Origin of the sequence: Streptomyces sp. NPDC006430, from assembly GCF_040612395.1 — a bacterium.
In the GTDB taxonomy this organism is placed as follows: domain Bacteria; phylum Actinomycetota; class Actinomycetes; order Streptomycetales; family Streptomycetaceae; genus Streptomyces.
The window spans coordinates 20,387-41,527 of sequence record NZ_JBEXQA010000032.1 but is presented as its reverse complement, the minus strand read 5'-3'; the positions used below and the strand labels follow the sequence as shown (position 1 = coordinate 41,527).

At 68.6% G+C, this 21,141-nt stretch carries 21 protein-coding genes; 9 read left to right on the top strand and 12 right to left on the bottom strand.

The features are described from left to right. Positions 1 to 164 precede the first annotated feature (164 nt). From ABZZ20_RS30670 to ABZZ20_RS30655, 4 genes are all read right to left on the bottom strand, one after another. On the bottom strand, positions 165 to 575 hold the full coding sequence (locus ABZZ20_RS30670) for a hypothetical protein (RefSeq protein ID WP_356875188.1): 411 nt from the start codon (positions 573 to 575) through the stop codon (positions 165 to 167). A gap of 116 nt (positions 576 to 691) precedes the next feature. Beyond that, the gene (locus ABZZ20_RS30665) at positions 692 to 970 is read right to left on the bottom strand and encodes a hypothetical protein (protein ID WP_356875186.1); all 279 of its coding nucleotides are present in this window, start codon (positions 968 to 970) and stop codon (positions 692 to 694) included. Positions 971 to 1,551: 581 nt separating this feature from the next. Further along, the gene (locus tag ABZZ20_RS30660; protein ID WP_356875184.1) at positions 1,552 to 1,824 is read right to left on the bottom strand and encodes a hypothetical protein; all 273 of its coding nucleotides are present in this window, start codon (positions 1,822 to 1,824) and stop codon (positions 1,552 to 1,554) included. Positions 1,825 to 2,195: 371 nt separating this feature from the next. Then, entirely contained in the window at positions 2,196 to 2,792 is a 597-nt protein-coding gene (locus tag ABZZ20_RS30655; RefSeq protein ID WP_356875182.1) for a Tat pathway signal protein, read from the bottom strand. A gap of 185 nt (positions 2,793 to 2,977) precedes the next feature. Here ABZZ20_RS30655 and ABZZ20_RS30650 point away from each other — a divergent pair, with 185 nt between their 5' ends. Next, positions 2,978 to 4,096 carry a hypothetical protein gene (locus ABZZ20_RS30650; protein WP_356875180.1) on the top strand — a complete coding sequence of 373 codons (1,119 nt, stop codon included), beginning with the start codon at positions 2,978 to 2,980 and terminating at the stop codon, positions 4,094 to 4,096. A 139-nt stretch (positions 4,097 to 4,235) separates the two neighbouring features. Here the strand turns inward: ABZZ20_RS30650 and ABZZ20_RS30645 are convergent, their stop codons facing one another. The 4 genes from ABZZ20_RS30645 to ABZZ20_RS30630 all read right to left on the bottom strand — a co-directional run bounded on the left by ABZZ20_RS30645 (position 4,236) and on the right by ABZZ20_RS30630 (position 6,685). Further along, positions 4,236 to 4,643 carry a hypothetical protein gene (locus ABZZ20_RS30645; RefSeq protein ID WP_356875178.1) on the bottom strand — a complete coding sequence of 136 codons (408 nt, stop codon included), beginning with the start codon at positions 4,641 to 4,643 and terminating at the stop codon, positions 4,236 to 4,238. 591 nt (positions 4,644 to 5,234) lie between these two features. Next, entirely contained in the window at positions 5,235 to 5,738 is a 504-nt protein-coding gene (locus tag ABZZ20_RS30640; protein ID WP_356875176.1) for a hypothetical protein, read from the bottom strand. Next, complete coding sequence (locus tag ABZZ20_RS30635; protein ID WP_356875174.1) at positions 5,735 to 5,863, bottom strand: hypothetical protein; 129 nt, start codon at positions 5,861 to 5,863, stop codon at positions 5,735 to 5,737. The genes ABZZ20_RS30640 and ABZZ20_RS30635 overlap by 4 nt, the downstream gene beginning before the upstream one ends. Before the next feature lie 195 nt (positions 5,864 to 6,058). Then, positions 6,059 to 6,685: a TetR/AcrR family transcriptional regulator gene (locus ABZZ20_RS30630; protein WP_356875172.1), complete on the bottom strand. Its 627-nt coding sequence runs from the start codon at positions 6,683 to 6,685 to the stop codon at positions 6,059 to 6,061. 365 nt (positions 6,686 to 7,050) lie between these two features. Between ABZZ20_RS30630 and ABZZ20_RS30625 the strand changes: the two genes are divergently transcribed. Continuing rightward, positions 7,051 to 8,466, top strand: coding sequence for an NAD(P)/FAD-dependent oxidoreductase (locus ABZZ20_RS30625; RefSeq protein ID WP_356875170.1), 1,416 nt, complete (start codon positions 7,051 to 7,053; stop codon positions 8,464 to 8,466). Positions 8,467 to 8,863: 397 nt separating this feature from the next. Further along, positions 8,864 to 10,483, top strand: coding sequence for a serine/threonine-protein kinase (locus tag ABZZ20_RS30620; RefSeq protein WP_356875168.1), 1,620 nt, complete (start codon positions 8,864 to 8,866; stop codon positions 10,481 to 10,483). Positions 10,484 to 10,826: 343 nt separating this feature from the next. Here ABZZ20_RS30620 and ABZZ20_RS30615 read toward each other — a convergent pair whose 3' ends face one another. Further along, positions 10,827 to 11,519 carry a TetR/AcrR family transcriptional regulator gene (locus ABZZ20_RS30615; protein WP_356875166.1) on the bottom strand — a complete coding sequence of 231 codons (693 nt, stop codon included), beginning with the start codon at positions 11,517 to 11,519 and terminating at the stop codon, positions 10,827 to 10,829. A 53-nt stretch (positions 11,520 to 11,572) separates the two neighbouring features. Here ABZZ20_RS30615 and ABZZ20_RS30610 point away from each other — a divergent pair, with 53 nt between their 5' ends. Both ABZZ20_RS30610 and ABZZ20_RS30605 read left to right on the top strand, forming a co-directional pair. Further along, on the top strand, positions 11,573 to 12,691 hold the full coding sequence (locus ABZZ20_RS30610; protein WP_356875164.1) for an NAD(P)/FAD-dependent oxidoreductase: 1,119 nt from the start codon (positions 11,573 to 11,575) through the stop codon (positions 12,689 to 12,691). Positions 12,692 to 12,874: 183 nt separating this feature from the next. After that, positions 12,875 to 14,437 carry an FAD-dependent monooxygenase gene (locus ABZZ20_RS30605; protein ID WP_356875162.1) on the top strand — a complete coding sequence of 521 codons (1,563 nt, stop codon included), beginning with the start codon at positions 12,875 to 12,877 and terminating at the stop codon, positions 14,435 to 14,437. A gap of 176 nt (positions 14,438 to 14,613) precedes the next feature. Here ABZZ20_RS30605 and ABZZ20_RS30600 read toward each other — a convergent pair whose 3' ends face one another. After that, positions 14,614 to 14,808 carry a hypothetical protein gene (locus tag ABZZ20_RS30600; protein ID WP_356875160.1) on the bottom strand — a complete coding sequence of 65 codons (195 nt, stop codon included), beginning with the start codon at positions 14,806 to 14,808 and terminating at the stop codon, positions 14,614 to 14,616. A gap of 431 nt (positions 14,809 to 15,239) precedes the next feature. On the opposite strand from ABZZ20_RS30600, the gene ABZZ20_RS30595 reads away from it, so the two are divergent. The 4 genes from ABZZ20_RS30595 (at position 15,240) to ABZZ20_RS30580 (ending at position 19,273) form a co-directional block, all read left to right on the top strand. Further along, positions 15,240 to 16,976, top strand: coding sequence for an immunity 49 family protein (locus ABZZ20_RS30595; protein WP_356875230.1), 1,737 nt, complete (start codon positions 15,240 to 15,242; stop codon positions 16,974 to 16,976). A gap of 568 nt (positions 16,977 to 17,544) precedes the next feature. Continuing rightward, entirely contained in the window at positions 17,545 to 18,216 is a 672-nt protein-coding gene (locus tag ABZZ20_RS30590) for a hypothetical protein (RefSeq protein WP_356875159.1), read from the top strand. Then, on the top strand, positions 18,213 to 18,872 hold the full coding sequence (locus ABZZ20_RS30585) for a Fic family protein (RefSeq protein WP_356875157.1): 660 nt from the start codon (positions 18,213 to 18,215) through the stop codon (positions 18,870 to 18,872). The genes ABZZ20_RS30590 and ABZZ20_RS30585 overlap by 4 nt, the downstream gene beginning before the upstream one ends. Then, entirely contained in the window at positions 18,869 to 19,273 is a 405-nt protein-coding gene (locus ABZZ20_RS30580; RefSeq protein ID WP_356875155.1) for a DUF5958 family protein, read from the top strand. Before ABZZ20_RS30585 ends, ABZZ20_RS30580 begins: the two co-directional genes overlap by 4 nt. A gap of 336 nt (positions 19,274 to 19,609) precedes the next feature. On the opposite strand, the gene ABZZ20_RS30575 is transcribed toward ABZZ20_RS30580, so the two are convergent. Then, positions 19,610 to 20,137: a DUF6461 domain-containing protein gene (locus ABZZ20_RS30575; protein ID WP_356875153.1), complete on the bottom strand. Its 528-nt coding sequence runs from the start codon at positions 20,135 to 20,137 to the stop codon at positions 19,610 to 19,612. Continuing rightward, positions 20,037 to 20,333, bottom strand: a complete 297-nt coding sequence (locus ABZZ20_RS30570; RefSeq protein WP_356875151.1) for a DUF6461 domain-containing protein — start codon at positions 20,331 to 20,333, stop codon at positions 20,037 to 20,039. The genes ABZZ20_RS30575 and ABZZ20_RS30570 overlap by 101 nt, the downstream gene beginning before the upstream one ends. Positions 20,334 to 21,141: the final 808 nt, after the last annotated feature.

Here is a 21,141-nt window from a genome sequence, read left to right as displayed (position 1 = left end):
GGTGCGAGTTCGCGCATCTGTTCGTGGGTCATTTCCTGCGGCGGCACGTCGACGAGACCGCTGTCGGCCTGGGGCTGGGCAGGGAGGGAGACCGTGAGGGCCCCTTCGCACCTCCGACGGCAGGGTGCGGGAATGAAGTCCCACTGCCCGCGCTCGCTCTTCGGTCAGCGCCAGGGGTTGGTGTCCACGATCTCGCCGGTCGCCAGGTCGATGCGGCCTTGGAAATCGCCAGCGTTGCGTGTAACCATGATCATGAGTGGCCGGCCATCCTGCGGGAAGGCGTCGTAGAAGCCGTGCATGTCGCTCGGTTCGTACACCAGGTCTCGCGGCGGGCGCAGCCTGAACCGTTCCGATCCGTCGACCTGGTAAACCACCGCATTGTCCGAAGGCGTGAAGGGCGCGGAGTCCAGCACTTCCACCACGAGCACCAGCGTCTGGTCGCACTCCCGCCATGCCAGCACGACCCGTGGTGGCAGTTCGTACTGCTTCTCGACGGTCCCGGCGGGGCCGCTCCACCGGACCGTGGTGTCGCCCTTCGCCCAGGCGACCACGACGTCCGTATCTTCTTCTGCCACTTGAGAGTCTCCCTGCGTACGACATTTGGTGGGCTCGGCAGTTTCGTACCCAATCCGCACGGCTCTGACCTGCGAAGACTGCGCCCCGTGCTCGATCCGCCTGCGGCCACCTCCGGCTACGCATCCCCGCGCAGACGTCGGGCGATGCCGATGTCGTCCTGCAGCGCGCTGAATCGGGGATGAGGCTTACGGGTGGGGTCGAGGACGCAGACGTGGAGCTTGTCGCCTGCGCGGGGCGGCGCCACGCTCTCGTCCCACCAGGACGGGTGCTTCACCTGGTCGATGAAACCGAATACGCCCTCGTGTCCGTCCACTTCTGCTTTCGCGCCCACAGGTGAGACCCCGACGATTGTCACATGGAGTTCCTGGTTGTCGAGGAATTTCAATTCGATCACCCGCAGAGATCGACGCAGCTGAGCCGCAGTGTCAGCTCGTTGAGCCGGTCGAGCTTCTCCATGGATATCTCGAACTGCAGTCGCACGGTGCCGCCCGGCCCGTTCTTGTCGTGCACCTTCACATGATCGACGAACTCCGACCTGGCCACCCGATATGACGAGCCCGCCACCATCCACCTCGCCGCCATCTTCATCCGGTCAGTTGGATGATAGAAGGAATCGGCTTGGCACCTGTCTGTCTCCGTCTCGACTACCACTTCGCGAACGGCGTTCGCATCGCAAGCTCGGGAGCGGCTCGTCGCAGCGCGGCCCCGAAATCACCGGCCAGGCCGGTGAGGAGCTCCAGCGCTGCCGTACGCGACAGGACTTCCAGGTCAGGGTCGGGGCGCTATGCAGTGCCCGAGATGCACCCCCGGCCCGCACCCCACGGTGGCGGGCTTCGCTCCGGCAGCCTGATCCCGTAGGGCCTTCGGCGCCACCTCGCGGCGCCGGAGGCACCGCTCCAGGGCGCCGAGATCGCCCTGCGGATGCTCATCCTCGCTCGCTACGACGAGGGCAGCCGGCCGCGCGAGCGGGACCACTCAGGGGTGTATCTGTTCGATGAGGCGGATGTTGCAGGAGGCGTGGCCCGCGCCGTTCTTCGGCAGGATCCAGAAGGAGCCGTCGACGTCCCGTGCCACCAGGCGTTGGGCGCCCTTCAACGAGTCGGGCACGTAGCCCTTGGCCACCTTGTACAGCTCGGCGAGGGCTTCTTCCCGGGACTTGTTCCCGGGCAGGCGCTTGATGACCTTGGTCTGCCGAAGCAGCGATTCCTTGTCGGTCGTCTCGTCAGCGATGATCAACCATGTGGACATCGATTCGTCTCCTTCTGACTGGTGTCGACGGCCCGCGCATCGCGAGCCGGGATCTGCGTCGGTTCTCGGTTGGTTCGCACGGGGTGCGGGGCCGGGTGAAGACCTCGGCATGCGCGCGTTGATGGTCGGATGACCGCATGGGGGAGGGTGGGGGCCGGAGCCCCTCACCCTCCGGACTCAGTGTTTTTCAGCCTCGGCCGTCACACGCCTTGCAGTCGCCGCTTCCTTTGCAGCTGTCGCACTTGGCTCCGCTCCAGCCGCGGAATCCGGAGCCGTTGCAGGTGGTGCACTTGCCGTCGCCCTTGCATCGCTGACACATGGTCGTCGTTCCTTCCGGATGGGTGTGATGGCGCTGAGACGAGCGGGGCCGATCAGTACGGGCGGGCGTCCTCCCAGCCGGGGGCGTCGTTGAGCATGCGGTAGAAGTAGTACTTGGGAGCGATCTTCTGGCCGTTGGGCAGGTGCTTGCTGCTCAGCGCGGGGCTGTACTTGCGGAAGATCGCGATGGTCTTGGTGAGGCAGTTGTTGTACAGCACCTGGTAGCCGTTGTCCTTCATGTTCCGGTAGGTGCGCTGTGCTGCCGCGAGGTCGCCGCCGGCGGTGTTGATGCAGCGGTAGGACTCGTAATCCCGAAGGCTGATCGCTTTCTTGCCAGCGGCCTCACCGCGCAGCTGCTTCCATGTCCCGCTCTGGGACCAGCTGCCGTTGTCGTGGCCGGGCAGGGTGGCGGTGTCGCCCTCGGCGTTGTCGGTCGAACCCCAGACCCAGCGACTGGTGTTCTTCGGGTCGCGGACAGCCCAGGCGACGTGCCCTGCACCGTTGGCGCCCTGCTCGTTCAGGAAGAAGCAGACCCGGCCGACGGGTGCGGCCTCGGCTGGCGAGGGCACCGCGATGGGCAGGGCCGTCGCCAGTACGGCGGCGGCCAAAACGGACAGGGTGGTGCGCTTGGGCGTGCTCTTCTCAGCCATGACGGCCCCTCTCTTGGTCTGGAAGCCGCTGATCCAGCGGTACGGTCGACGACCGTCAGGAAGCAGACTCCCCGGCCGGGTTGAGCGGGGCCACCGACACGGGGCCGGTGAAACTTGCAGTGCAACATGCACGGCCCTGACCTGCAGATTCACTGTTGCGGTGCAACAAGCAGAGGGGCACGGAGTTGGTTGGACAGCCGGGTCCGGTGTTCGAGGAGCTGGTCGCGGAATTCGCGGACGCCCTCGACGCCTGGTCTCACAAGGTCAAAGGTGTGCTCAACGGACGCCCGCAGAAGGTGCTCGCCAATGGGCTGAACGCCAACCAGGGGAACGTCTCCCGGTGGCTGAGCGGACGGGACCAGATCTGGAAGGGGCAGGCGGCTCTGCCCGGCGTGGGGCTGACCCGGGACATCCTGCGGGTTCTCCAGCTGAACGGTCCCGACGCCGACCTCCTGCTGCAGCTGGCCGACCGGGTGGACGAACTGCAGAAACCGCTGATGGAGCACAAGGGATGGCGCAAGAGGGCCGCTGACCACCTGCAGAGCAGTCCCGATTCCGAAGGTCGGCCCGACAGCGCCTTGCCGGCGGCCGTGTCCACGAGCGAGTCCACGGCCGTGGTCCTGAGCGCGCCGCCCGGCATACCACGCCGGAACCCGGGGAGGCGGTCATGGCGTGACCGGCCGAGCTGGGTCAAGGCCTCATGGGGTGGTTCCCTTACCGTGGTTGTCGCCGCCGCGGCGGTCATCGTGGCCGCGGCCGTGGGCAGGACTGGGGGCGACGGGAAGTCGGGAGACGGCCCCGAAGCTGCCGGCCCCCGGTCGTCGGCTTCATCCCACGTGAGCTCCGCCGCACAAGGTGGACCGGTGGCGGTCGGATCGGAGGCCCCGGGCCTGGAGAAGGGGACCCTGGGGGTGGACAGCCGGTGCAGCGCTCCGTTCCCGGGACCGGGCGCGGTGGTCTGGAGGGTGTGCGCACGCGTCGAGGCAGAACGCGTTTCCTTCGCCCTCAAGATCACCAACAACGGGAACAAGGCAGCCGCGGTAAAGGTCCGTCTGCAGTACGCACGAGCCGAGGTGTTCTACCCGTGCCCGAACGCACCGGACGCCCACGTGCTCAGCATCCCGGCCGGTATGAGCGTCATCACGGACTCCGGGCAGTGCGCCGGGACGAGGGAGGACAGTCCCTTCGCCTACCAGGGGGTGGGGTGGGTACTCCCCGAGGGCGCCACGGACGGCTCGTACAAGCTGTCCCCTGCCGCACACGTTTACCCCACCCGGGTCATCTGGCAGCCGGACCTGGTGTGACGGTGACGGGGAGAAGCGGCCCGAGCGCCGACAGGCGACCGTCCGCCGAAAGTCACGCCCATGACCCGCAGCAGCTCGGCGCGATCGACCTGGCGGTGCCGTCAAGCTCGGCTCTGCTGGAGTCTCGCTCGGTGGCGTCTCATGCTTCGTCGTCAGGGAAGAAGGTGTCCGCGATCTGCACGAGCTGGTCGTCACTCAGCTGTGCAGGAACCCATCCACGGAGGCGCGCGTGATCAACGAATCGGCCATCGACAGCAACGTGGTACCGCTCCACGTAGTGGGCAAGGTCGGTGTACCAGAACCACTCACCGTCGGTGAGGAGGTGAAGGCCGTCAATCAACTGATTGGTGGGACTGAGGAAGTCGTAGACGGCTGATCCCGAAGCGGCGATCACGCTGCCGGCACGGAGGTGTCGCACAAGGTCCGTCTCGTGCGGGTCACCTTCGCTGCGCGCCGCTGCGATCAGTGAGGGTCCGTCCGGATTCCCGTGCCTCAGTTCCTTGAAGTCGCCAAGGAAGCGGTCTGCGTGCGGGTCCCCGATGGTCACCACCAGCAGCTTAGTCGATCGGATGTCCGATACTGCCTGGGTAAGTTGTGGCACTGCCCGGAGGGGAAGGCCACGGCCTCGTCGAAGTGAGTCCCGGTCAGCAGGCGGTGGTGGAGCAGGCCGAGCATGAGGTTGAACAGGGGCGCCCTTTCGAGTGGGTGAGGGTGGCGAAGGCCCACAGGTATCCGCCCCGGTCGATCCGGTTGTTCTTCGTGGAGCGCCGTCCGACGTACTTGCGTTTGCCCGATACCCGGGTGATCGGGGCGCACTCTCGGAGTCTCGCCGAGAAGCAACCGCGAACGCGGAGGGCATGCGGGGCGGGTGGAATGGCTGCTTTGCCGGAACAGCGCAATTCTGTGAAAGTGCTCCGGATCGACGTGCTGCTTGCCTAAAGTGGCTGGTCAGTAAGCCTGCTCCCCGCGCCCGCGGGGATGAACCCGTCAGGTCCTGGGCTGCCACGACGGGAAGTGCCTGCTCCCCGCGCGCATCGAAGCGCTTGACCGGGACAGACGTCAGACGTCCTGAGTCGCACCACTGGTGCCCGCGCCGGTTGGCTGGCACGGGCACCTTCACCTCACGTGGCCGTTGCCGTCAGTTCGCCCGTATGGGCGCCCACAGGCTGACGCTCCACACGTCCCCGTGCCCCACGTGGTAGCCCCTTTCCTCCTCCTCGTCGTCCACCACGAGTACGGAGACGCAGGACGTCTCCGCCCGGTAGTCCAGGAAGCCGCACTGGTCGGTGACGGTGAACTCCGGGCCCGAAGGGACGCCGGAGAGCGCCTCTCGCACGTCGGCCCAGGCGGTGTACTGGGCGAACTCGACGCCCGTGCTCTCGCCCCACCGCGCCGCCAGCTCGGGGGCGTTCGCGAGGCGGTGCAGCTCGATCGAGCCGCCGGACATCACCCACTCCGACCCGGGGTTGAAGTAGAGCTCGACGAACCCGTAGTCGCGGCGCAGCGAGGCTTCGCCCTCGCCGACGACATCGACGTAGCGGTGATGTAGTGCTTGGTCGACCTCGCCGAGGTTGGAACCGATGCCGATGCCGTGCAGGCGCCCGGTCGTGATGAAGGAGGCAAGGAATCCGATGCCGTTCACGGCCAGTTCTCCAGTTTGTCGATCAGGGCCTGCATCTCCGAGGAACGGTTCTGCAGTGCCCCAGGTGTGGTGGTCATGGGTTCCTTGGCCAGGCGGTCGGCGCGGAGCTTGGGTGCGTTGTTCACTGCGTCTACGGCCTGCTGGCCTGTTCGCACAGCGTGGCGCCGTCCGAGGGGATCGTCGCGATAGCGCCACACCGTGCCGTCCGGTGTGATGGTGGTCCGAGTCCCAGTGGGAGTGTCAGGTGTCCGGGTTGCGCGACAGTCGCGTCTTCTGCCGCAGGCCCGGTGCGGCCCCGCACGTCGTACTGGTAGCGGACGTCACCGGCCCGGGTGATGCGGGTGCCCTCGAATGCGTGTGGGCCGGTCGCTTCCTGTCCGGGGTGGCTCGCGGGCCAGGCGCGGCGGTCTGGTGCCCGTCTGCGCGGTCGGAGAATGCCCGGCGCTGCGGGGTGCGGTCACGACCTGCGAGTTGCGGTCAGCCGGTTGCGCCGTGCAGCAGGATGGCGGTGATGAAGTCGGGGGCCTGCCGGGGACCCATGTGACCTTCGAGGGTGAGTTCCAGGCGGTCTCGGTCAGGCCGCAGAAGGTTGAGGCCAGCCAGGTGGCGGGCATGTCCTTGCGTAGCAGTCCGGTGTGCTGGCCGCGTTGGATGAGCTGGACGGTCCGGTTGAAGATCGTCTCGGCCCGGACGCTGGCCTCGGGGACGCCGAGGACGTCGGGTTCGACGTAGACGAGGTTCCGCAGCTGGGCGAACGGTCGGAAGTCGGCGACGAGTGCGGCCAGGATCTGATCCACGGCGGTGGTGGCGGTCTCGGCGCGGGTCAGGGCCTGGTCGCAGCCGTCCAGGATCATGTGGGCCATGGCCTGCAGCAGGTGTTGGCGGGTGGGGAAGTGGCGGACCAGGGTGGCCCGGCTGATGCCCGCGCGTGTCGCGATGACCTGCATGGACGCCCCCGGTCTTTGGCGAGAACCGGGATCGCCGAATCCAGCACTGTTGCCGCGTCGGTACGTATCGCCGCGCCCAACCTCCAATGCCTCCATTGACACATCAGTGTGTCAATGTATGCTCCATTGTGTCAGTTTCATTGTGCGTGCGGCGCGGGATCGTGTTGATCAGTTCCCGCATGGCGTTTGCCTGCGGGATCCGGTCGCCGGTGCCCCGTCGAGGCGCAACGAGGCGTTCTCCGACCGTACATGGCGCCCCGGAGCCCGAGCGGCTTCGCCAGCCGTGGGCGGTGCGGCAAGCGCGACGGAGCGTTCGCCGAGACCCTTTGAACCAGCCGTGCCATTTCGCAGATCGGTTACCAGTCATGACGATGCATCGCCGGCGCTTCCTGCAGAACGTGGGCCTGGGCCTGCCCAGTCTCGCCCTTCTCGCCTCCCTGTCCGCCTGCGGCGACGACAACGAGGGCGACGGTGACGGCGAGGAAAACGCCGCGTCACGCTCGTCCGGGCGCCAGAAGGTGATCGTCGTCGGCGCCGGGATCAGCGGCCTGGGCGCAGCCCGCTCTCTCGCCGACAAGGGGCACGACGTCTTGGTGCTCGAAGCGCGCGACCGGATCGGCGGGCGTATTTGGACCAGTGAGCAGTGGTCCGGTACACCGCTCGATCTCGGTGCCTCCTGGATCCACGGCATCGACGACAACCCGATCAGCGACCTGGCCAGGAAGGCCGGCGCGAAGACCGTGGTGACCGACCTCGACAATGCCACCGACTACCTCGCCGACGGCCACGAGATCGAGGGCCCCCAGGCCCAGGCGTTCGAGCGCTGGCAGAAGTCCACGGCCGACGCGCTGTCCGCCTTCCAGGAGAAGGACGGCGAGGACGCCTCGGTCCGCAGCGTCGTCCAGAACGCTTTGGGCTGGCCGAAGTTGTCGGACAGCGACAAGGCCCTGGTCTCCTACGCGCTGAACGACTACGAGCACGAATACTCGGGCAGCGTCGATCAGATGTCCGGCCTGTACTTCGACGACGACGCCAAGATCAAGGGCAGGGACGTCCTCTTCCCGGGCGGGTACCACCAGATCACCGACTACTTGGCCAAGGGGCTGTCCGTGCAGACCGGACAGGTCGTCAGGCGGGTCGACTGGAATTCCGCCGGCGTGACGGTCACCACGGGCAAGGGCACCTTCCGGGCCGACCATGTCGTGGTCACGCTGCCGCTGGGCGTCCTTCAAAGCGGGGCGGTGACGTTCGGCCCGGGCCTGCCCCAGGCCAAGTCCGCCGCCATCGGCAAGCTCGGCGTGGGCGTGCTCAACAAGTGCTACCTGCGCTTCCCCAAGGTGTTCTGGGCGGACACCGACTGGCTGCAGTACGTGCCGAACGTGGACAAGTACGGACAGTGGGCACAGTGGATCAACGTCGCCCGCCCCACCGGCAAGCCGGTGCTGCTCGGCTTCAACGCCGCCGACTTCGGCCGCACCATCGAGAGTTGGAGCGACAGACAGATCGTCGACAGCGCCATGAGCACCCTGAAGACCATCTACGGCAGCGGCATCCCAGCGCCGACGGACCATCAGATCACCCGCTGGGCCTCCGACCCGTACGCACAGGGCTCGTACTCTTTCACCAGGCTTGGTGCCACGTCAGACCTGCGTGACCAGCTCGCGGCGAGCGTGGGCGGCCGTGTGCACTTCGCCGGCGAGGCGACGGACCGCAAGGACTACGCGACCGTCCACGGCGCCTACCGGTCGGGTCTCCGGGCGGCCAACAAGATCACCGGCTGAGACACCAACCGCGCGCGACGACCCCCGGACCGGACCTCCGCCCACCGTGTACCCGGCGGGGGAACAATCCGTGTTCGTCCACCAAGACCCCGCAGGCCGACCCCCGCGGCACGCGGGACGGCAGTCCCCGCCGGTGGTGTTCACTCCCGTACCCGCCGGCGGGGGCATGCTCGGGCGCCCCGCGGCCCGAGCGCGTCCCTGTCGCCGGCCGCAACGTCCCCGGCGGCCAGCCGAACGGGCCCCAGTGCCCAGCCGAACAGGCCCCGGCGGCGACGACGGCGCGGCTGGATATGATCCGCTGCAATGCCGGACGTTGGCATACACCCGGGGCGCCACTGCCGCCGCACCCGTTCCACACGTGCCCCGTAGCACCCGCACAATCCCGCTGGGAGCCACCATGACCGCACAGCCCTTCGGCGCCCCAGCGCCCGCGGCCTTCGAACCCCTGTCCTTCGACGACCCCGGAGAGATCGGTGGCTACCGCCTTCGCGCGCGGCTCGGCGCCGGCGGCATGGGCCGCGTCTACCTCGCCCACACCCCTGCCGGCCGCCCCGTCGCACTCAAGGTCGTCCGACCCGAACTCGCCGAGGATGCCGAGTTCCGGTACCGCTTCGCACAAGAAGTCGCCAGCGCCCAGCGCATCCATGGGCTGTACACCGCCCAGGTCGTCGACGCCGGCCCCGACGCCACCACCCCCTGGCTCGCCACCGCCTTCGTGCCCGGTCCCTCCCTCCAGCAGGTCGTCCACCGCCACGGTCCGCTCCCGGAGCGGACCGTCCTGCTGCTCCTCGCCGGCATCGCCGAGGCCCTGCAAGTGATCCATGCCGCCGGTGTCGTCCACCGCGACCTCAAGCCCGCCAACGTCCTGGTCGCCGCCGACGGTCCGCGCGTCATCGACTTCGGCATCGCCCGCGCCGCCGACGCCAGCCCGCTCACCGGCACCGGCCTGCGTATCGGTTCGCCGGGCTTCATGGCTCCCGAACAGGCACTCGGACTGCCCGCCACCCCCGCCACAGATGTCTTTGCCCTCGGAGCCCTGATCGCCTACACGGGATCCGGCACGGCCCCCTTCGGCGGCGGTCCCGAGCCCATCTCGCTCTACCGTGTGGTGCACGAGGAGCCCGACCTCTCCCACCTTCCGTACGGACTACACGAACTGGTCCGGTACTGCCTGGCCAAGAATCCCGAGGAGCGGCCGGACACCGCCTGGCTGATCGAGGCCACCCGCCACCACCCCGCCGTCGGCGGCGAACTCCGTTTCACCGACGGCTGGATGCCCCAGCAGGTCAGCGGCGAACTCCACCAACACGCCGACCTGGTGGCCACCCCGCGCCCGCCCGCCACCGTGCTCGACTCCACCCCGAGCACAGCCGACGCCCCCGCCGCAGGTTTCCTCCCCGCCCCGGCCCCGGTCCGCCTCGAAGAGGCTCCCGCCGCCGGACCGAGATCTGCAGCCACCGCACGCCGAGGCGCCCGCACCATGATCCTGACAGTCGCCGCCCTCCTCGCCGGCGCCGCAGCGGCCTTCCTCCTGCTCGACAACTCCGACTACTTCGACGACTCCGACGACCAGGAGGCCGCCGTCACCCCTTCCGTGGCTGCCACCCCCTCCTCCCCTTCCACGTTGCCCCAGCCAGCAGGGGCCCCGGGCTACACCGCCGCCTACACGGAACTCGAACTCACCTCCCCCGACTCCGACCACGAGTTCGACCTCAAAGCGGGAAAGGTTACCCAGGACAGCTCCGCGTGGTACCTGGGTCGCGAGGCTGGCGCCTTCCAGATACCCGAGGACAACGACGCCTACATCGCGCCGGCCGGCCCCCTCAACCTGTCCAGCTGCCTCAAAGGCATCGACACCAAGCCCACCTCCACCCTGCCCTTCACCACACTGAGCACCCGCAGCTTCTGCGTCCGTGCCCCCGGTGGCCAGGACGTCGCCGTCGTCCGGACACTCACCACCGGCCCGGACGACGGCCCGGTGAAGGTCTCCATCACCTACTATCGCCGCTCCGCCTAGTGGGTTTTCGGGTTGTCGTCGGGTAGTGACGGTTCATGATCCCTTCGGTATGCCGGTAGGTCAGGTATCCGGAGGGGGCCTGACCGCTGAGCGTCGGGCGTTTCCAGCGACATCAGGCGGCATCGGCCGTCGTCCAGGGCGAACCCCCAGATCGCACAGGTACATTGGAGGCGTCGGCCGCCAGCCGTCGAACGATCGTTGGCCGACACCGAGTACACGTCATCCTGTGTCGGTGCAGTGGCAACGCCTTCAGTGGCGCAAACCCAGACCATCACCGAGCGCCAACTTCACGGCCCATGGACACCGGTCGCCGAGCCCGCTCACCTTCGTCAAGGGCTGAGCATCATGCCTGCGGTCGGGTGAGTTTGGCGGCCACGGCATCGAGGATCCAGTCCAGGCCGGTCTCGAAGGATGCCTCGGCGTCCACGTCCGTGCCGTCGTACACGGCCTTGGTCAGCGCCGGGAAGCGACCGGTGGCCAACATCCCTGTCAGATGTGGGCCGGAGGCGCGTTGCCAGTCGTGCTTCGACAGGCCCGTGGCGCGCTCGGCCCGCAGGTTCGCGATCTCGCGCCGGATCGCGCCGGTGAAGTAGGCGCCGACAGTCTCCACCGCGCGCATGGCGGTGTCGATGTCGGTGAGGCTGTCCAGGGCGGCCAGCGTGGCCTCGCCCACGGCGAGGGCGTTCGGGCCCAGGGCCGGGCGGCCGCCAAGCAGGTCAGCCAGCCATTCGTGCCGGAGAGCGGCGTGTCTGGTGCGGTGGGCTAGGGTGCGCAGCGCCTCACGCCAGTCACCGGGCTGCTCCTGGGGGAGGATCTCGGCGTAGACCTCGTCCACCATGAGGTCGAACAGCTCCTGCTTGGTGGAGATGTATCCGTACAGGCGCATTGGGCCCGCGTTCAGCCGGGCGGCGACCTTGCGCAACGACACCGCGTCCAGTCCGCCGTCGTCGGCCAGCGCGATGGCGGCGGCAACGATCCGCTCCCGGTCGAGCGGCACGGGGCGAGTCGGCGGCTCCGGCCGGTCCCACACACTCATGATTCACACCGTTCTGCTGCGATGCATCGTATGGAGGAATACAGTGTATTGCCATGAGGCATCGTATCGCTGTGGTGGGGAGCGGCCCCGGAGGCCTTACCTTCGCCCGTGTCCTGCACCGCCATGGCTACCCCGTCGCCGTCCTCGAACGCGATCCCGCCCCCGACATCCGGCCCCCGGGCGGCACGCTGGACCTGCACGAGGGGCTGGGCCAGCTCGCGCTGGACAAGGCGGGGCTGCTGGCGGAGTTCCAGACGCTGTCCCGCCCCGAGGGGCAGGCCATGCGCATCCTGGACGCGGACGGCACCGTCCTGCGCGACTGGCGACCCCGTCCAGATGACCGGGCAAATCCCGAGATCGACCGCAGGCAACTTCGTGACCTGCTGCTCGGCCCTCTCAACGTCCGGTGGGGGCGGAGCGTGACGCAGGTAGTGCCGGGGACTCGGGAGGGTGTAGTAGTCCGTTTCGCGGACGGGCGACAGGAGACGTTCGACCTCGTGGTCGGCGCGGACGGCGCCTGGTCCCGGACACGCTCGGCAGTCTCGTCTGTGACACCGCACTACACCGGCGTCACCTACGTCGAAACCTCCCTCGACGACGTCGACACCCGCCACCCCGATCTCTCCCGGTTGATCGGCGACGGTTCCGTGGCCGTGTACGGGGTGAACCGAGCTCTCGTCGCCCAGCGCAACAGCGGCGGCCACGTCAAGGTGTACGCCCAGTTCCGCGCGCCGCTGGACTGGCACACGAACCTGGACCTGGCCGACGTCGACGCCGTGCGATCAAGCCTGCTGGCCCTGTTCGACGGTTGGGCCGCTCCCGTCCTCGACCTCCTCCGCCACGCTACCGCTTTCGTCCACCGCCCCCTCTACGTCCTGCCCGTGTCCCACACCTGGACCCACGTCCCCGGGGTGACGCTACTGGGCGACGCCGCCCATCTGATGCCCCCATTGGGGGCGGGCGTGAACCTCGCGATGCTGGAAGGCGCCGAACTGGCCGAGTCCATCGCCACCGGCCCTGGAGATCTGGACGAGGCCCTCCGCGCCTTCGAGGAACAGATGTGGGCACGGGCCGGCAGGTGGGCGAAGATCACGACGGCCGGTCTGGAACGCCTCGTGAGCCCGGACCCCGCCGAAGCCCTCGCCCTCTTCGACCAAGTCCAGCCATCCTGACCGCCAAGCGCGAGGGTGCCAGCACCGACGGCAGCCGATGAGCCTCGTTCCTTGATCGTTCTCAGCGCTAACCGTGCCGGCCGCAATCGTATTCGCCAGGCCGGTCCCTTGACATCACGGTGCCTGTTGTGGCTGGTCAGGGCGGTGAAAGGGCCTCTTTGACCCTCGGTCATAGTGGGCGCCATGGACTATGACGTAGTGGTGGCCGGAGGCGGCCCGGTCGGACTGATGCTGGCCTGCGAGCTCCGGCTCGGAGGCGCGCGGGTGGCCGTCCTGGAGCGCCTCACCGAAGTGGACCCGACGATCAAGGGCGGGGCGATCACCACGCCCAGCGCCGAGGCGCTCTACCGCCGGGGCATGCTGCCCGTGCTGGCCGAGGTGCAGCGGCAGGCGATGGACCGCTTCCAGGCGTTCATGCGCGAGCGGAACGGCGGGGACGGCGGCGAGGCAGCAGGCCAAGGGCTCGGGTACGTCGGGCACTTCGGCGGGATCATGCTGCGCGCCGACCTGGTCGACCGTACGGAGCCGGGCCTCGGCGACGCCGGACCGGCCGCCGAGATCGCTCTCGTGGCGCAGCAGGACATCGAGCGGCTGCTCGGCGGGCGGGCGGACGAGCTCGGCGTCGACGTGCGCCGGGGAGTGGAGTTGACCGGCTTCGACGCGGACGACGGGGCCGTCACCGTGCGGACGAGCGACGGGGCGATACGCGCCGGCTGGCTCGTGGGCTGCGACGGCGGCCGCAGCACGGTCCGCAAGCTCGCGGGGTTCGAATTTCCCGGTACGGACCCGGAGATCACCTGTCACCAGGCGGTCGTGGAGATGACTGGTGCCGAGGACCTGAAGCTCGGCTGGACCGCCACGGACATCGGGGTGTACGCCCACGGGCCGATGCCGGGCCGCGTCGTCACCGTGGAGTTCGACGGCCCGCCGGCCGACCGGGACGCGCCGGTCACCACCGAGGACCTCCAGGCGCGGCTGCGCCGCGTATCCGGCGTGGACGTCACGATCACCGGGGTGCGGACCGCGACCCGCTTCACCGACCACGCCCGCCAGGTCACCGAGTACCGCAAGGGCCGGGTGCTGCTGGCGGGCGACGCGGCGCACGTGCACTCAGCGTTCGGGAGCCAGGGGTTGAGCCTGGGTATCGGGGACGCGATGAACCTCGGCTGGAAGCTCGCCGCGGTGATCGGCGGCCGGGCGCCGGAAAGGCTGCTGGACACGTACACCTCCGAGCGGCATCCGGTCGGTGCGTCGGTCCTGGACTGGACCCGGTCCCAGGTCGCGGCCATGCGCCCGGACCCGCAGTCCCGGGCCCTGCGCGAGATCGTCAGCGACCTGGCGGAGACGGTCGTGGGCACCACGTACCTCACCGCGCGGCTCAACGGTGCCGGGGTGCGGTACGAACTGCCGGGCGAGCACCCGCTGACCGGCCGGAGCACCCCGGACCTCGAACTCACCGACGGCAGCCGCCTCGCGGACCACCTCCACGGCGGCCGGGCGCTCCTGCTCGACCTCACCGACGACCCGGAGCTCCGGGCCCTCGCTGCGGGGTATGCCGGCCGCGTCGACATCCTGACGGCCGGCTGCCCGTCCCGCCCGGAACTGGCGGCGGTCCTCGTCCGTCCGGACGGCTTCACGGCCTGGGCGGCCGACGCGGGGGCGCCGGCGCCGACGTCGACGGCCGGGCTGGCGGAGGCGCTGGAGGAGTGGTTCGGAGTGCCAGAGGGCGCGGTGACGCCGGGCTGATCCGCCGCTCTGCTGACTGACCCGAACCACGAGCCGATCCCACCCACGGCCGCCGCACCCACCCGGTGTGGCGGCCGCCCGCACCCCGGTCCCGGCCCAGCAGCAGCCCGGAGCTCTCACCGGCCGCCGACCGCACCCGCCGCCACGCCCTCCGCCGCAGTTACGGCTCCCGGCCCCTACGAGCCGGTGACCAGTGCAAACGTCACCGCCGGGGGAGCCCGGCGGTGACGGTCACCGCACCGGGTCACCACCTCTTGGGCCGCATCCGGGTCGCGCAGCGGGCGCAGGCCGCCCGGCAGTTCGGGGAGCTGGAAGGAGTACCGGCCGAGCATGTCGATGTGGTGCCGTACGAACCGGGAGAGGCGGGCCACGTCGACGAAACCCGTCGGCCTTCTGCTCGAACACCACGGGACCGGGTGGCTGCAGCGTTGTCGCAGTGCGGGCCAGCATCGGCTCGATGGGCGGTGAAAAGACGCACGCTTCCACTCCTACACTTTGCGCGCCCCGCTCGCCCGCCGCGCTGCCCCGGCTGAACAGCATCACAGCACTCGGGCGGGAGGTGCCCGGCGGTCCCAGCCTCGGCTGGCGCCCGGGCGCGCGATGTCCCGGCCCACCCCCCCCAGGCTCGCTAAGCACTTTAGGGGCTGCACGGCACGCACCGCTGCTGACACACCTGCCACGAAATCCCGCGCCGCGGCCGGACGAGGCCCGGTCACAACAGTTGCTGGCTTGTCAGATCCCGCATCTAGGCTGTCGCAGAGATCGATCAAGGAGTAGGGCAGTGCGGATAGAGCGTCACCAGGTGGGCGGAGCCGTCGTGTCGGCGGCACACGAGGACTTCACGAACCGTATCGGGCGTCAGGTACATTCCATGTCGCGGGCCGGTCGAATAGCCACCTACGAATGGCAGTTGATCGCCGACGAGTTCCTCGACTACCTGGGCGCCCTCTCTGTCGAGACACCCGACCTCGATACCCCGGAGGCCAAGGCCGTCCTCAAGGACGCCGCCGAAGCCGCAGCCGGCGCCGTCGCCTACGCCGCCTACCACCCGCACTGCAGCTTCCAGGTTTTCCTGGAGTACGTGAACTTCGGCATGAGCTACGACCCGGGCGAGGATGCCCCCGAGGAGAGCATCACGACGGGGGAGTGGATCAACGCGCTCTGTCTGTCAGTCCTCAGGGACAAAGCCAAGTGGCACGGCGAGGCCTTCCACTTCGCCCGGCAGAAGTTCGCCGAGCAGGTGCAGGGAACGCCCATCGGTGAGCTCGCCACAGGACTGATGGCCGTGGTCCTGGACGACACCGGCGACGACGCGGAGTACCCGCCGAGCGCGCAGGCCAAGCTCGCCGCCGTCGACGCGGCCCTGGACCGCATCCGTACCCGCGCCGGGGAGACCGGCGAGCCGCTCCTGGACCGGCCGGACAGCGCGGCGCTGCGCACGCTGCGCGCCCTGGCCGCCGAGGACCGGGGCGCCTTCGATGCCGCGCTGGGCGACCTCCTGGTCAGGCACACCACCCTGCACGGCCCCACGGCCTCCCCGAGCACCCTTCTCCCGCTTGTCCCCATCGCCCTCGCCGCGCTCGCATACCGGACCCTTGGGTGGGCGCCTGCCGTCAGCTCCGACTACCTCCCGCACGCACTGATCACCGGCTTCGAGACCGGAGGGCCGAGGGTCGCGGGGTTCGGCCGGGACCGACGGCCGGACGCGGTGGCCGCGCTCGCCGCGGGCCCGCTGGTGGTGGAGCGGCCGGCCTTCGACTGGACGGTGGGCCCGCAGATCGAGGCCAGGTACGAGGAAGACCTTCGGGAGGCCTTCACCTCCGTCGACGGACAGCCCCTCGCTGTCTGGCGCCTCGGCTGGGTCATGGACGATCAGGAGCGCCTCTTCAAGTGGCGTGCGGGGAACCCCGGCGGGGTCACGGACGCCCAGCTCGCCGGCCTTCGTCTGGCCTCCCAGCTGGGGGCGGCCCTGTTCCGCATCGCCCTGGCGGAGCCGGGCACCGAGGTCGAGGTGACCATCGACGGCCGCAACCTGCGCTACCCGGCCGAGCGGAAGGATGAAGTCGGCGCCCACAACTGGCAGAAGGCCACTGCCTTCGCCTTGATCACCGGGGCACGCGAGGACCTCGTCCCACTGGTGCTCACTGGCCCTGCCTTCGCCCGCCCTGACGGCTCCGCCTTCAGCGCGTACCGCGAAGCCCTTCACGCCTACCTGAAGGGCACTGATCCCGAACAGGCCGCGCAGCGCGCGCTGCAGCAGGCCGAGAAGGCCAAGGACTGGGGCTTCGCCATGCCGCCGGCCGTGCTGCTGTCGCAGCTCGTGGAGGGCGACGAGGAGAGCTTCAACCTGGCCCTGGCCGACGCGCTCGAAGCCCACCGCTCCTACTACCAGGTCGCCGACCGCGCCGACGATCCGGATGCTTCCGTCAACCTCGACGTACTCGCCCTGGCTTGCCACGCCCGCCGCCGAGGTTGGAACATTCGCGTCGAATCCCCCTACCTTCCGCAGAGTCTGCTGCGGGTCGCCGACCCCTTCTAGGGGCTGATCCGCAGCAGGACACTCCATGCCCGGGTCGACGGCGATATCGGCGTCGACCGGGCAGCGAGGCCAGGAACCGGCTGGAAGAGGGCTTCTCGCCCCCTGCCCCGAGAGTCGCCGGACCAGCTGGGATTCTCAGCTCCCCCATGCGTTGCCCAAGAACCCGGGAACGGAAGCTGTGGCCCGCTCAGTTGCCCGCCGAAGGGGGCGCTCGAAGAGGCCCGACGGGTACAGCGGCAGCTGAAGGGCCACTTCCGGAAGAAGGACGGGGTGCGCAAGGGTGTCGGCGAGCTGGTCGAGGGGCATGGTGGGGCGGCGCGCGATCCCGGCGGCCGTGGCCTTCTTGTACAGCTCCCTGGTGAGCTCGGTGCTCCGCTCGCGGACGCCGGGTGATCCGGCGGCCCATGTCCGACGTGTTGGAGCGGGTGCACTGCTCTTGGTCCTGGTAGGGACGGCAGGCAGCCGTCGGGAACCGTGCTCGGACCACGGCTGCTCCCTCCTGGGAGCGGTCTTCGCCCACTCGATATTCGGGTGGTGTTCGGGTGGCTGCGCACGGCAGAGTGGCACGGTGACTGAGCTGTGGGCGCAAACCCTGACCTGGACAGACGTGGATCCGCTGCGGCATCCATTCGAGCTGGATGACGATGCGGCGAAGGAGCTGACCGGTCTTGTGACCCCCTTGCTTCCCGACGCCGATGTTGCAGAAGAAGAACGGTGGCGTTCGCTGCATCCGGTCAGCGACTTCCTGGTGGGCCGGTACGGACGGTGGGCCTGCGGGTGGAATTGGTCAGTGGGGGAGGGCGACATCGACGGCGGGGTTGTCGAGGTGTGGTGCTGTGCCTCCCACTCCGTGACGACGAAGGAGGCGACCGCTCCGCTCGTGGCCGCGGCCCTGCTCGAATGGCGTGACTGGCTTGAGGAACTGGCGGAGCGCTTCTGCGCCCTGGCTCCCGCGGCGCAGTCCGCAGGACAGGCGGTGGACCCCTGGCACTGGGAGCGGGCGTGCACGCGTCTGGTCACCGCGGTGGCCGACCGGACCCAGGCCGATAGCGGCTGGTACACGCACTGCATGCAGGTTCTTGGGTGGTTCCTCGCCTACAACGGCATTGACGAGGAGCGTGCCCGGGAGATCGTGAAGACTGCGGTCGGCGGCCGGTTCGACAGTTGGATCGCACCGGACGCCAGGGTGGTCGACGCGGTGAGTTCGGGGTTCGCCCGGACCATCGGCAAAAGCCGATGAGCCCCGGGATCGACCGCCAGAACGACGCCCTCGCCGACTGGCTGCGCATCCGTACCAGGATCTCCTGGCCGCGCTGGAGCGGTGAGCCCCCCGTCGCCGCCGAGCCGCCGTCTTCTGACGGCTTCCGGAACTTCTTCACCACGACACGCGGCGGCCACGACGCCGAAGGGACCATGCGGGTCCTGACCGCTCTCGACCGGGCTCTCTCCGACGCGCAGCAGGGCGCCGAGCTGACCTTTCCCCTCATGGCGAACTGGCAGCGGACCGTGCTGCACCGCAAAGTCGTCGCCTTCCGCACGATGCCGGCCTTCGCGAAGGGCGGACGCGAGCGCTACGGCCTCGCGCCGGACACGCCCGCACGGTTTGAGCACTGCCTGGCCGGCAGCACCAGTCGGGACGTGCTCCTCCCCTCGCGCGCCGCCCGGACCTACCTCGACGTCCTCTTCTTCCATCCGTTCGAAGACGGAAACGCCCGCGCAGCCATGCTGGCGTTGGCCTTCGTCCTGGCCAGAGAAGGCGCCTTGCTGGTCGACGTGCACCCGCTGCAAGCCACCCGCTGGGCCGACGACGCCGACGGCGCGGCCGATCTGGCAGAGCTGCTCGGCATCCTGATCACCGCGGCTGCGCGCCGCCCGTTCCACGGCAGCCGGTCATGACCGGACGCGACGTCCTACTGAACGAACTCGCCCAAGGGCTGCGCCCGATGTCGCAGGGCATCGAGTGGTTCGACGGCCTCAACCCGCTGGAGCAGTCCGAGACGCTGCTCTTCTTGCGTCACCACTGCATCCAGGCTCGCGCCGTCACCGAGGACGGACCGGAGGGCATCCGCCGTGCCGGACTGCGCCCGACGCATACGCCGGCGGTTCTGATCACCTGCGGCCCGGTCTACCAGCAACTGGGGAAGATCGCCAGCCTCGCCCCGCTCGACGAACGCCGCAAGGCGTTCCGTCTGTTGGTCGCGGTACTTGCGATCGCCGACGAACGGCGCCGCGAACGCTTCTGCTCCGACAGATGCGGGCACTGGTGGCACAAGCTGTCTGCCGCTGATCGCACGTGATCAATCAGAGCGAACCGGCTTACCGGATTCCGGAGACACGGCAGCCTGTGCCGCCGTACTCATGTCTCCGCTGACGGTGCAGGGGTGGTGCATCACGCCGGGGCACGGTTGCTGGCGGATTTCGCCATGCCACTGGGGTGACAAGCGCGTACTTCACTGCGCTCAGGCCGCTTCGACATCGCCGGCACGTCGTTGGCTGTGACGCGAGGCTGAGCATCGAGGCCCCACATTGTTGTAGGTCGTCCCGGAGGCAGGCGGCCAGTTTCCGCGCGCGTGCAGCCTGGGTATAGTCCCCAAGCCTCTTGAACTGTGCGCTGGTTGGCGACACGTCGTGCGTCAGAGCTGATCCCGTCGCAGCTGTACGTATGTCCGCTCGCCGTGGGCATCCGCGATATCGATGGTGATGCTCTTCCACTCTTCGACAGGATCCTCCGGCACCTCACCCGTTTGGTACTCGGCCTCCGCCAGTAGCTCCTCGGTCACCCGTACGCCTGTGAGGCGCTCGGCCAGCGCGAACACCGCCGCCTTCGTGTCCACGTCGGGATCTTCGTCACCCATTGGGTTGAGACCGACCTCCCTCATCACGGCGTTCAGCTCATCGGGCGTGCTGCCGGTCCTGTTCGCCAGCCACTCGAAGGTGGTCCGCAACTCCCCGTCTTCGTACCAGTGGAAGAAGTCCATGGGCTTTCCCCCGTTGCTGGAATGCGAGACAGCCCGCGTTCCGGTGGACAGGGCCTCCATGATGCTTGGCCGTGTTCCCAGATCACCGCCGAACTCCAGAGCGAGGGTCCAATCCCCTCCCTCGCCAGGCACAGTGAACGCTCCCGCCAGGAACGACTCGGGTGAGTACTCGTATCCGAACAAGATCTCCGGTGTGCTGCTCCATCAGTTCGCCGATCCCCTCACACATACCGCGCGGCTCGGCCCCTGCCGCTCTGAGTAGCTCCGCGGACGAGACTCCCTGCACCAGCGTCAGCGTGTACCCCATCTCCAGCGCGTAGTTGAACAGCGATGACGAGGAACGAATCCAGCCGTAATCGGCTGCGGTAGCTGAGGTCATGTAGTGCATCGTGCCAGCGCCCACTGACATCTTGTGTTGTCAGTGTCGTGCGCAGAGCAGATGTCAGCGACCTTTCGCTACGCGACGCGCTGTTCGACGCGACACGTCCAGCTGTCCTCACGCCCCACGGCGGGACTGCGCGAGGTCCATCCGTGCCAACGGATGACACGCCGTCGATCGCCATTAGCCTTGTACTCACCTGGGGAGAGCCGCTGCTGAGGGCCACTCTCCGGGACGGGGGAAGTAATCTTCCTGAATTGGAATAGATGACCGGAATGCATCATGTGACCTGCCTCATGCCGATAGGTCTTTGGGTAAGACCAGGTGCCTACGTTACGTTCATCAAACACGCACCGGTTGAGCCTGACCAGTCCGACTGGGCGTGTAGACAAGGCAATTCGCACGGGGGCGGAGCCAGGCGCGGTTCGGGGCCGAGAGTGTCTAAGCCGAGGGCTCCACGAACAGGTACCTGATCTCCGCACCCCTTTGTGACATCAAGGCGTGGTACGACGGTCTGCCCCTGGTGCTGGAAGACTCCTCTGGCTGCCGCCGGCCTGGGCGGCGACCTGCTCACCATCTGGCAGCTCTTCCACTGACGAGTCCTGAGCTCTGACTGAACGGGTGGGCCGAAGCCCTGGGCGCGGCCCACCCCCCGTTACCTAATGGGACCTGAAGCCGACGGATCGCTACCCGTTACCCGGTCCTGCGAGACCTCGAAAAAGAGCGCGGCCGCTGGCTTCACCTCGACGGTGATCAGCTGACGTCCGGTGAGCCAACATGCCAGGGCCTTGAGTCCCAAGCAGAGCTG

Bases quoted from the DNA above. Each gene is read 5' to 3' on its own strand.
- ABZZ20_RS30620 (WP_356875168.1), top strand. From the start codon at position 8,864: ATGACCGCACAGCCCTTCGGCGCCCCAGCGCCCGCGGCCTTCGAACCC.
- ABZZ20_RS30580 (WP_356875155.1), top strand. From the start codon at position 18,869: ATGACCGGACGCGACGTCCTACTGAACGAACTCGCCCAAGGGCTGCGC.
- ABZZ20_RS30660 (WP_356875184.1), bottom strand. From the start codon at position 1,824: ATGTCCACATGGTTGATCATCGCTGACGAGACGACCGACAAGGAATCG.
- ABZZ20_RS30605 (WP_356875162.1), top strand. From the start codon at position 12,875: ATGGACTATGACGTAGTGGTGGCCGGAGGCGGCCCGGTCGGACTGATG.
- ABZZ20_RS30615 (WP_356875166.1), bottom strand. From the start codon at position 11,519: ATGAGTGTGTGGGACCGGCCGGAGCCGCCGACTCGCCCCGTGCCGCTC.
- ABZZ20_RS30585 (WP_356875157.1), top strand. From the start codon at position 18,213: ATGAGCCCCGGGATCGACCGCCAGAACGACGCCCTCGCCGACTGGCTG.
- ABZZ20_RS30655 (WP_356875182.1), bottom strand. From the start codon at position 2,792: ATGGCTGAGAAGAGCACGCCCAAGCGCACCACCCTGTCCGTTTTGGCC.
- ABZZ20_RS30610 (WP_356875164.1), top strand. From the start codon at position 11,573: ATGAGGCATCGTATCGCTGTGGTGGGGAGCGGCCCCGGAGGCCTTACC.
- ABZZ20_RS30625 (WP_356875170.1), top strand. From the start codon at position 7,051: ATGACGATGCATCGCCGGCGCTTCCTGCAGAACGTGGGCCTGGGCCTG.
- ABZZ20_RS30570 (WP_356875151.1), bottom strand. From the start codon at position 20,333: ATGACCTCAGCTACCGCAGCCGATTACGGCTGGATTCGTTCCTCGTCA.
- ABZZ20_RS30630 (WP_356875172.1), bottom strand. From the start codon at position 6,685: ATGCAGGTCATCGCGACACGCGCGGGCATCAGCCGGGCCACCCTGGTC.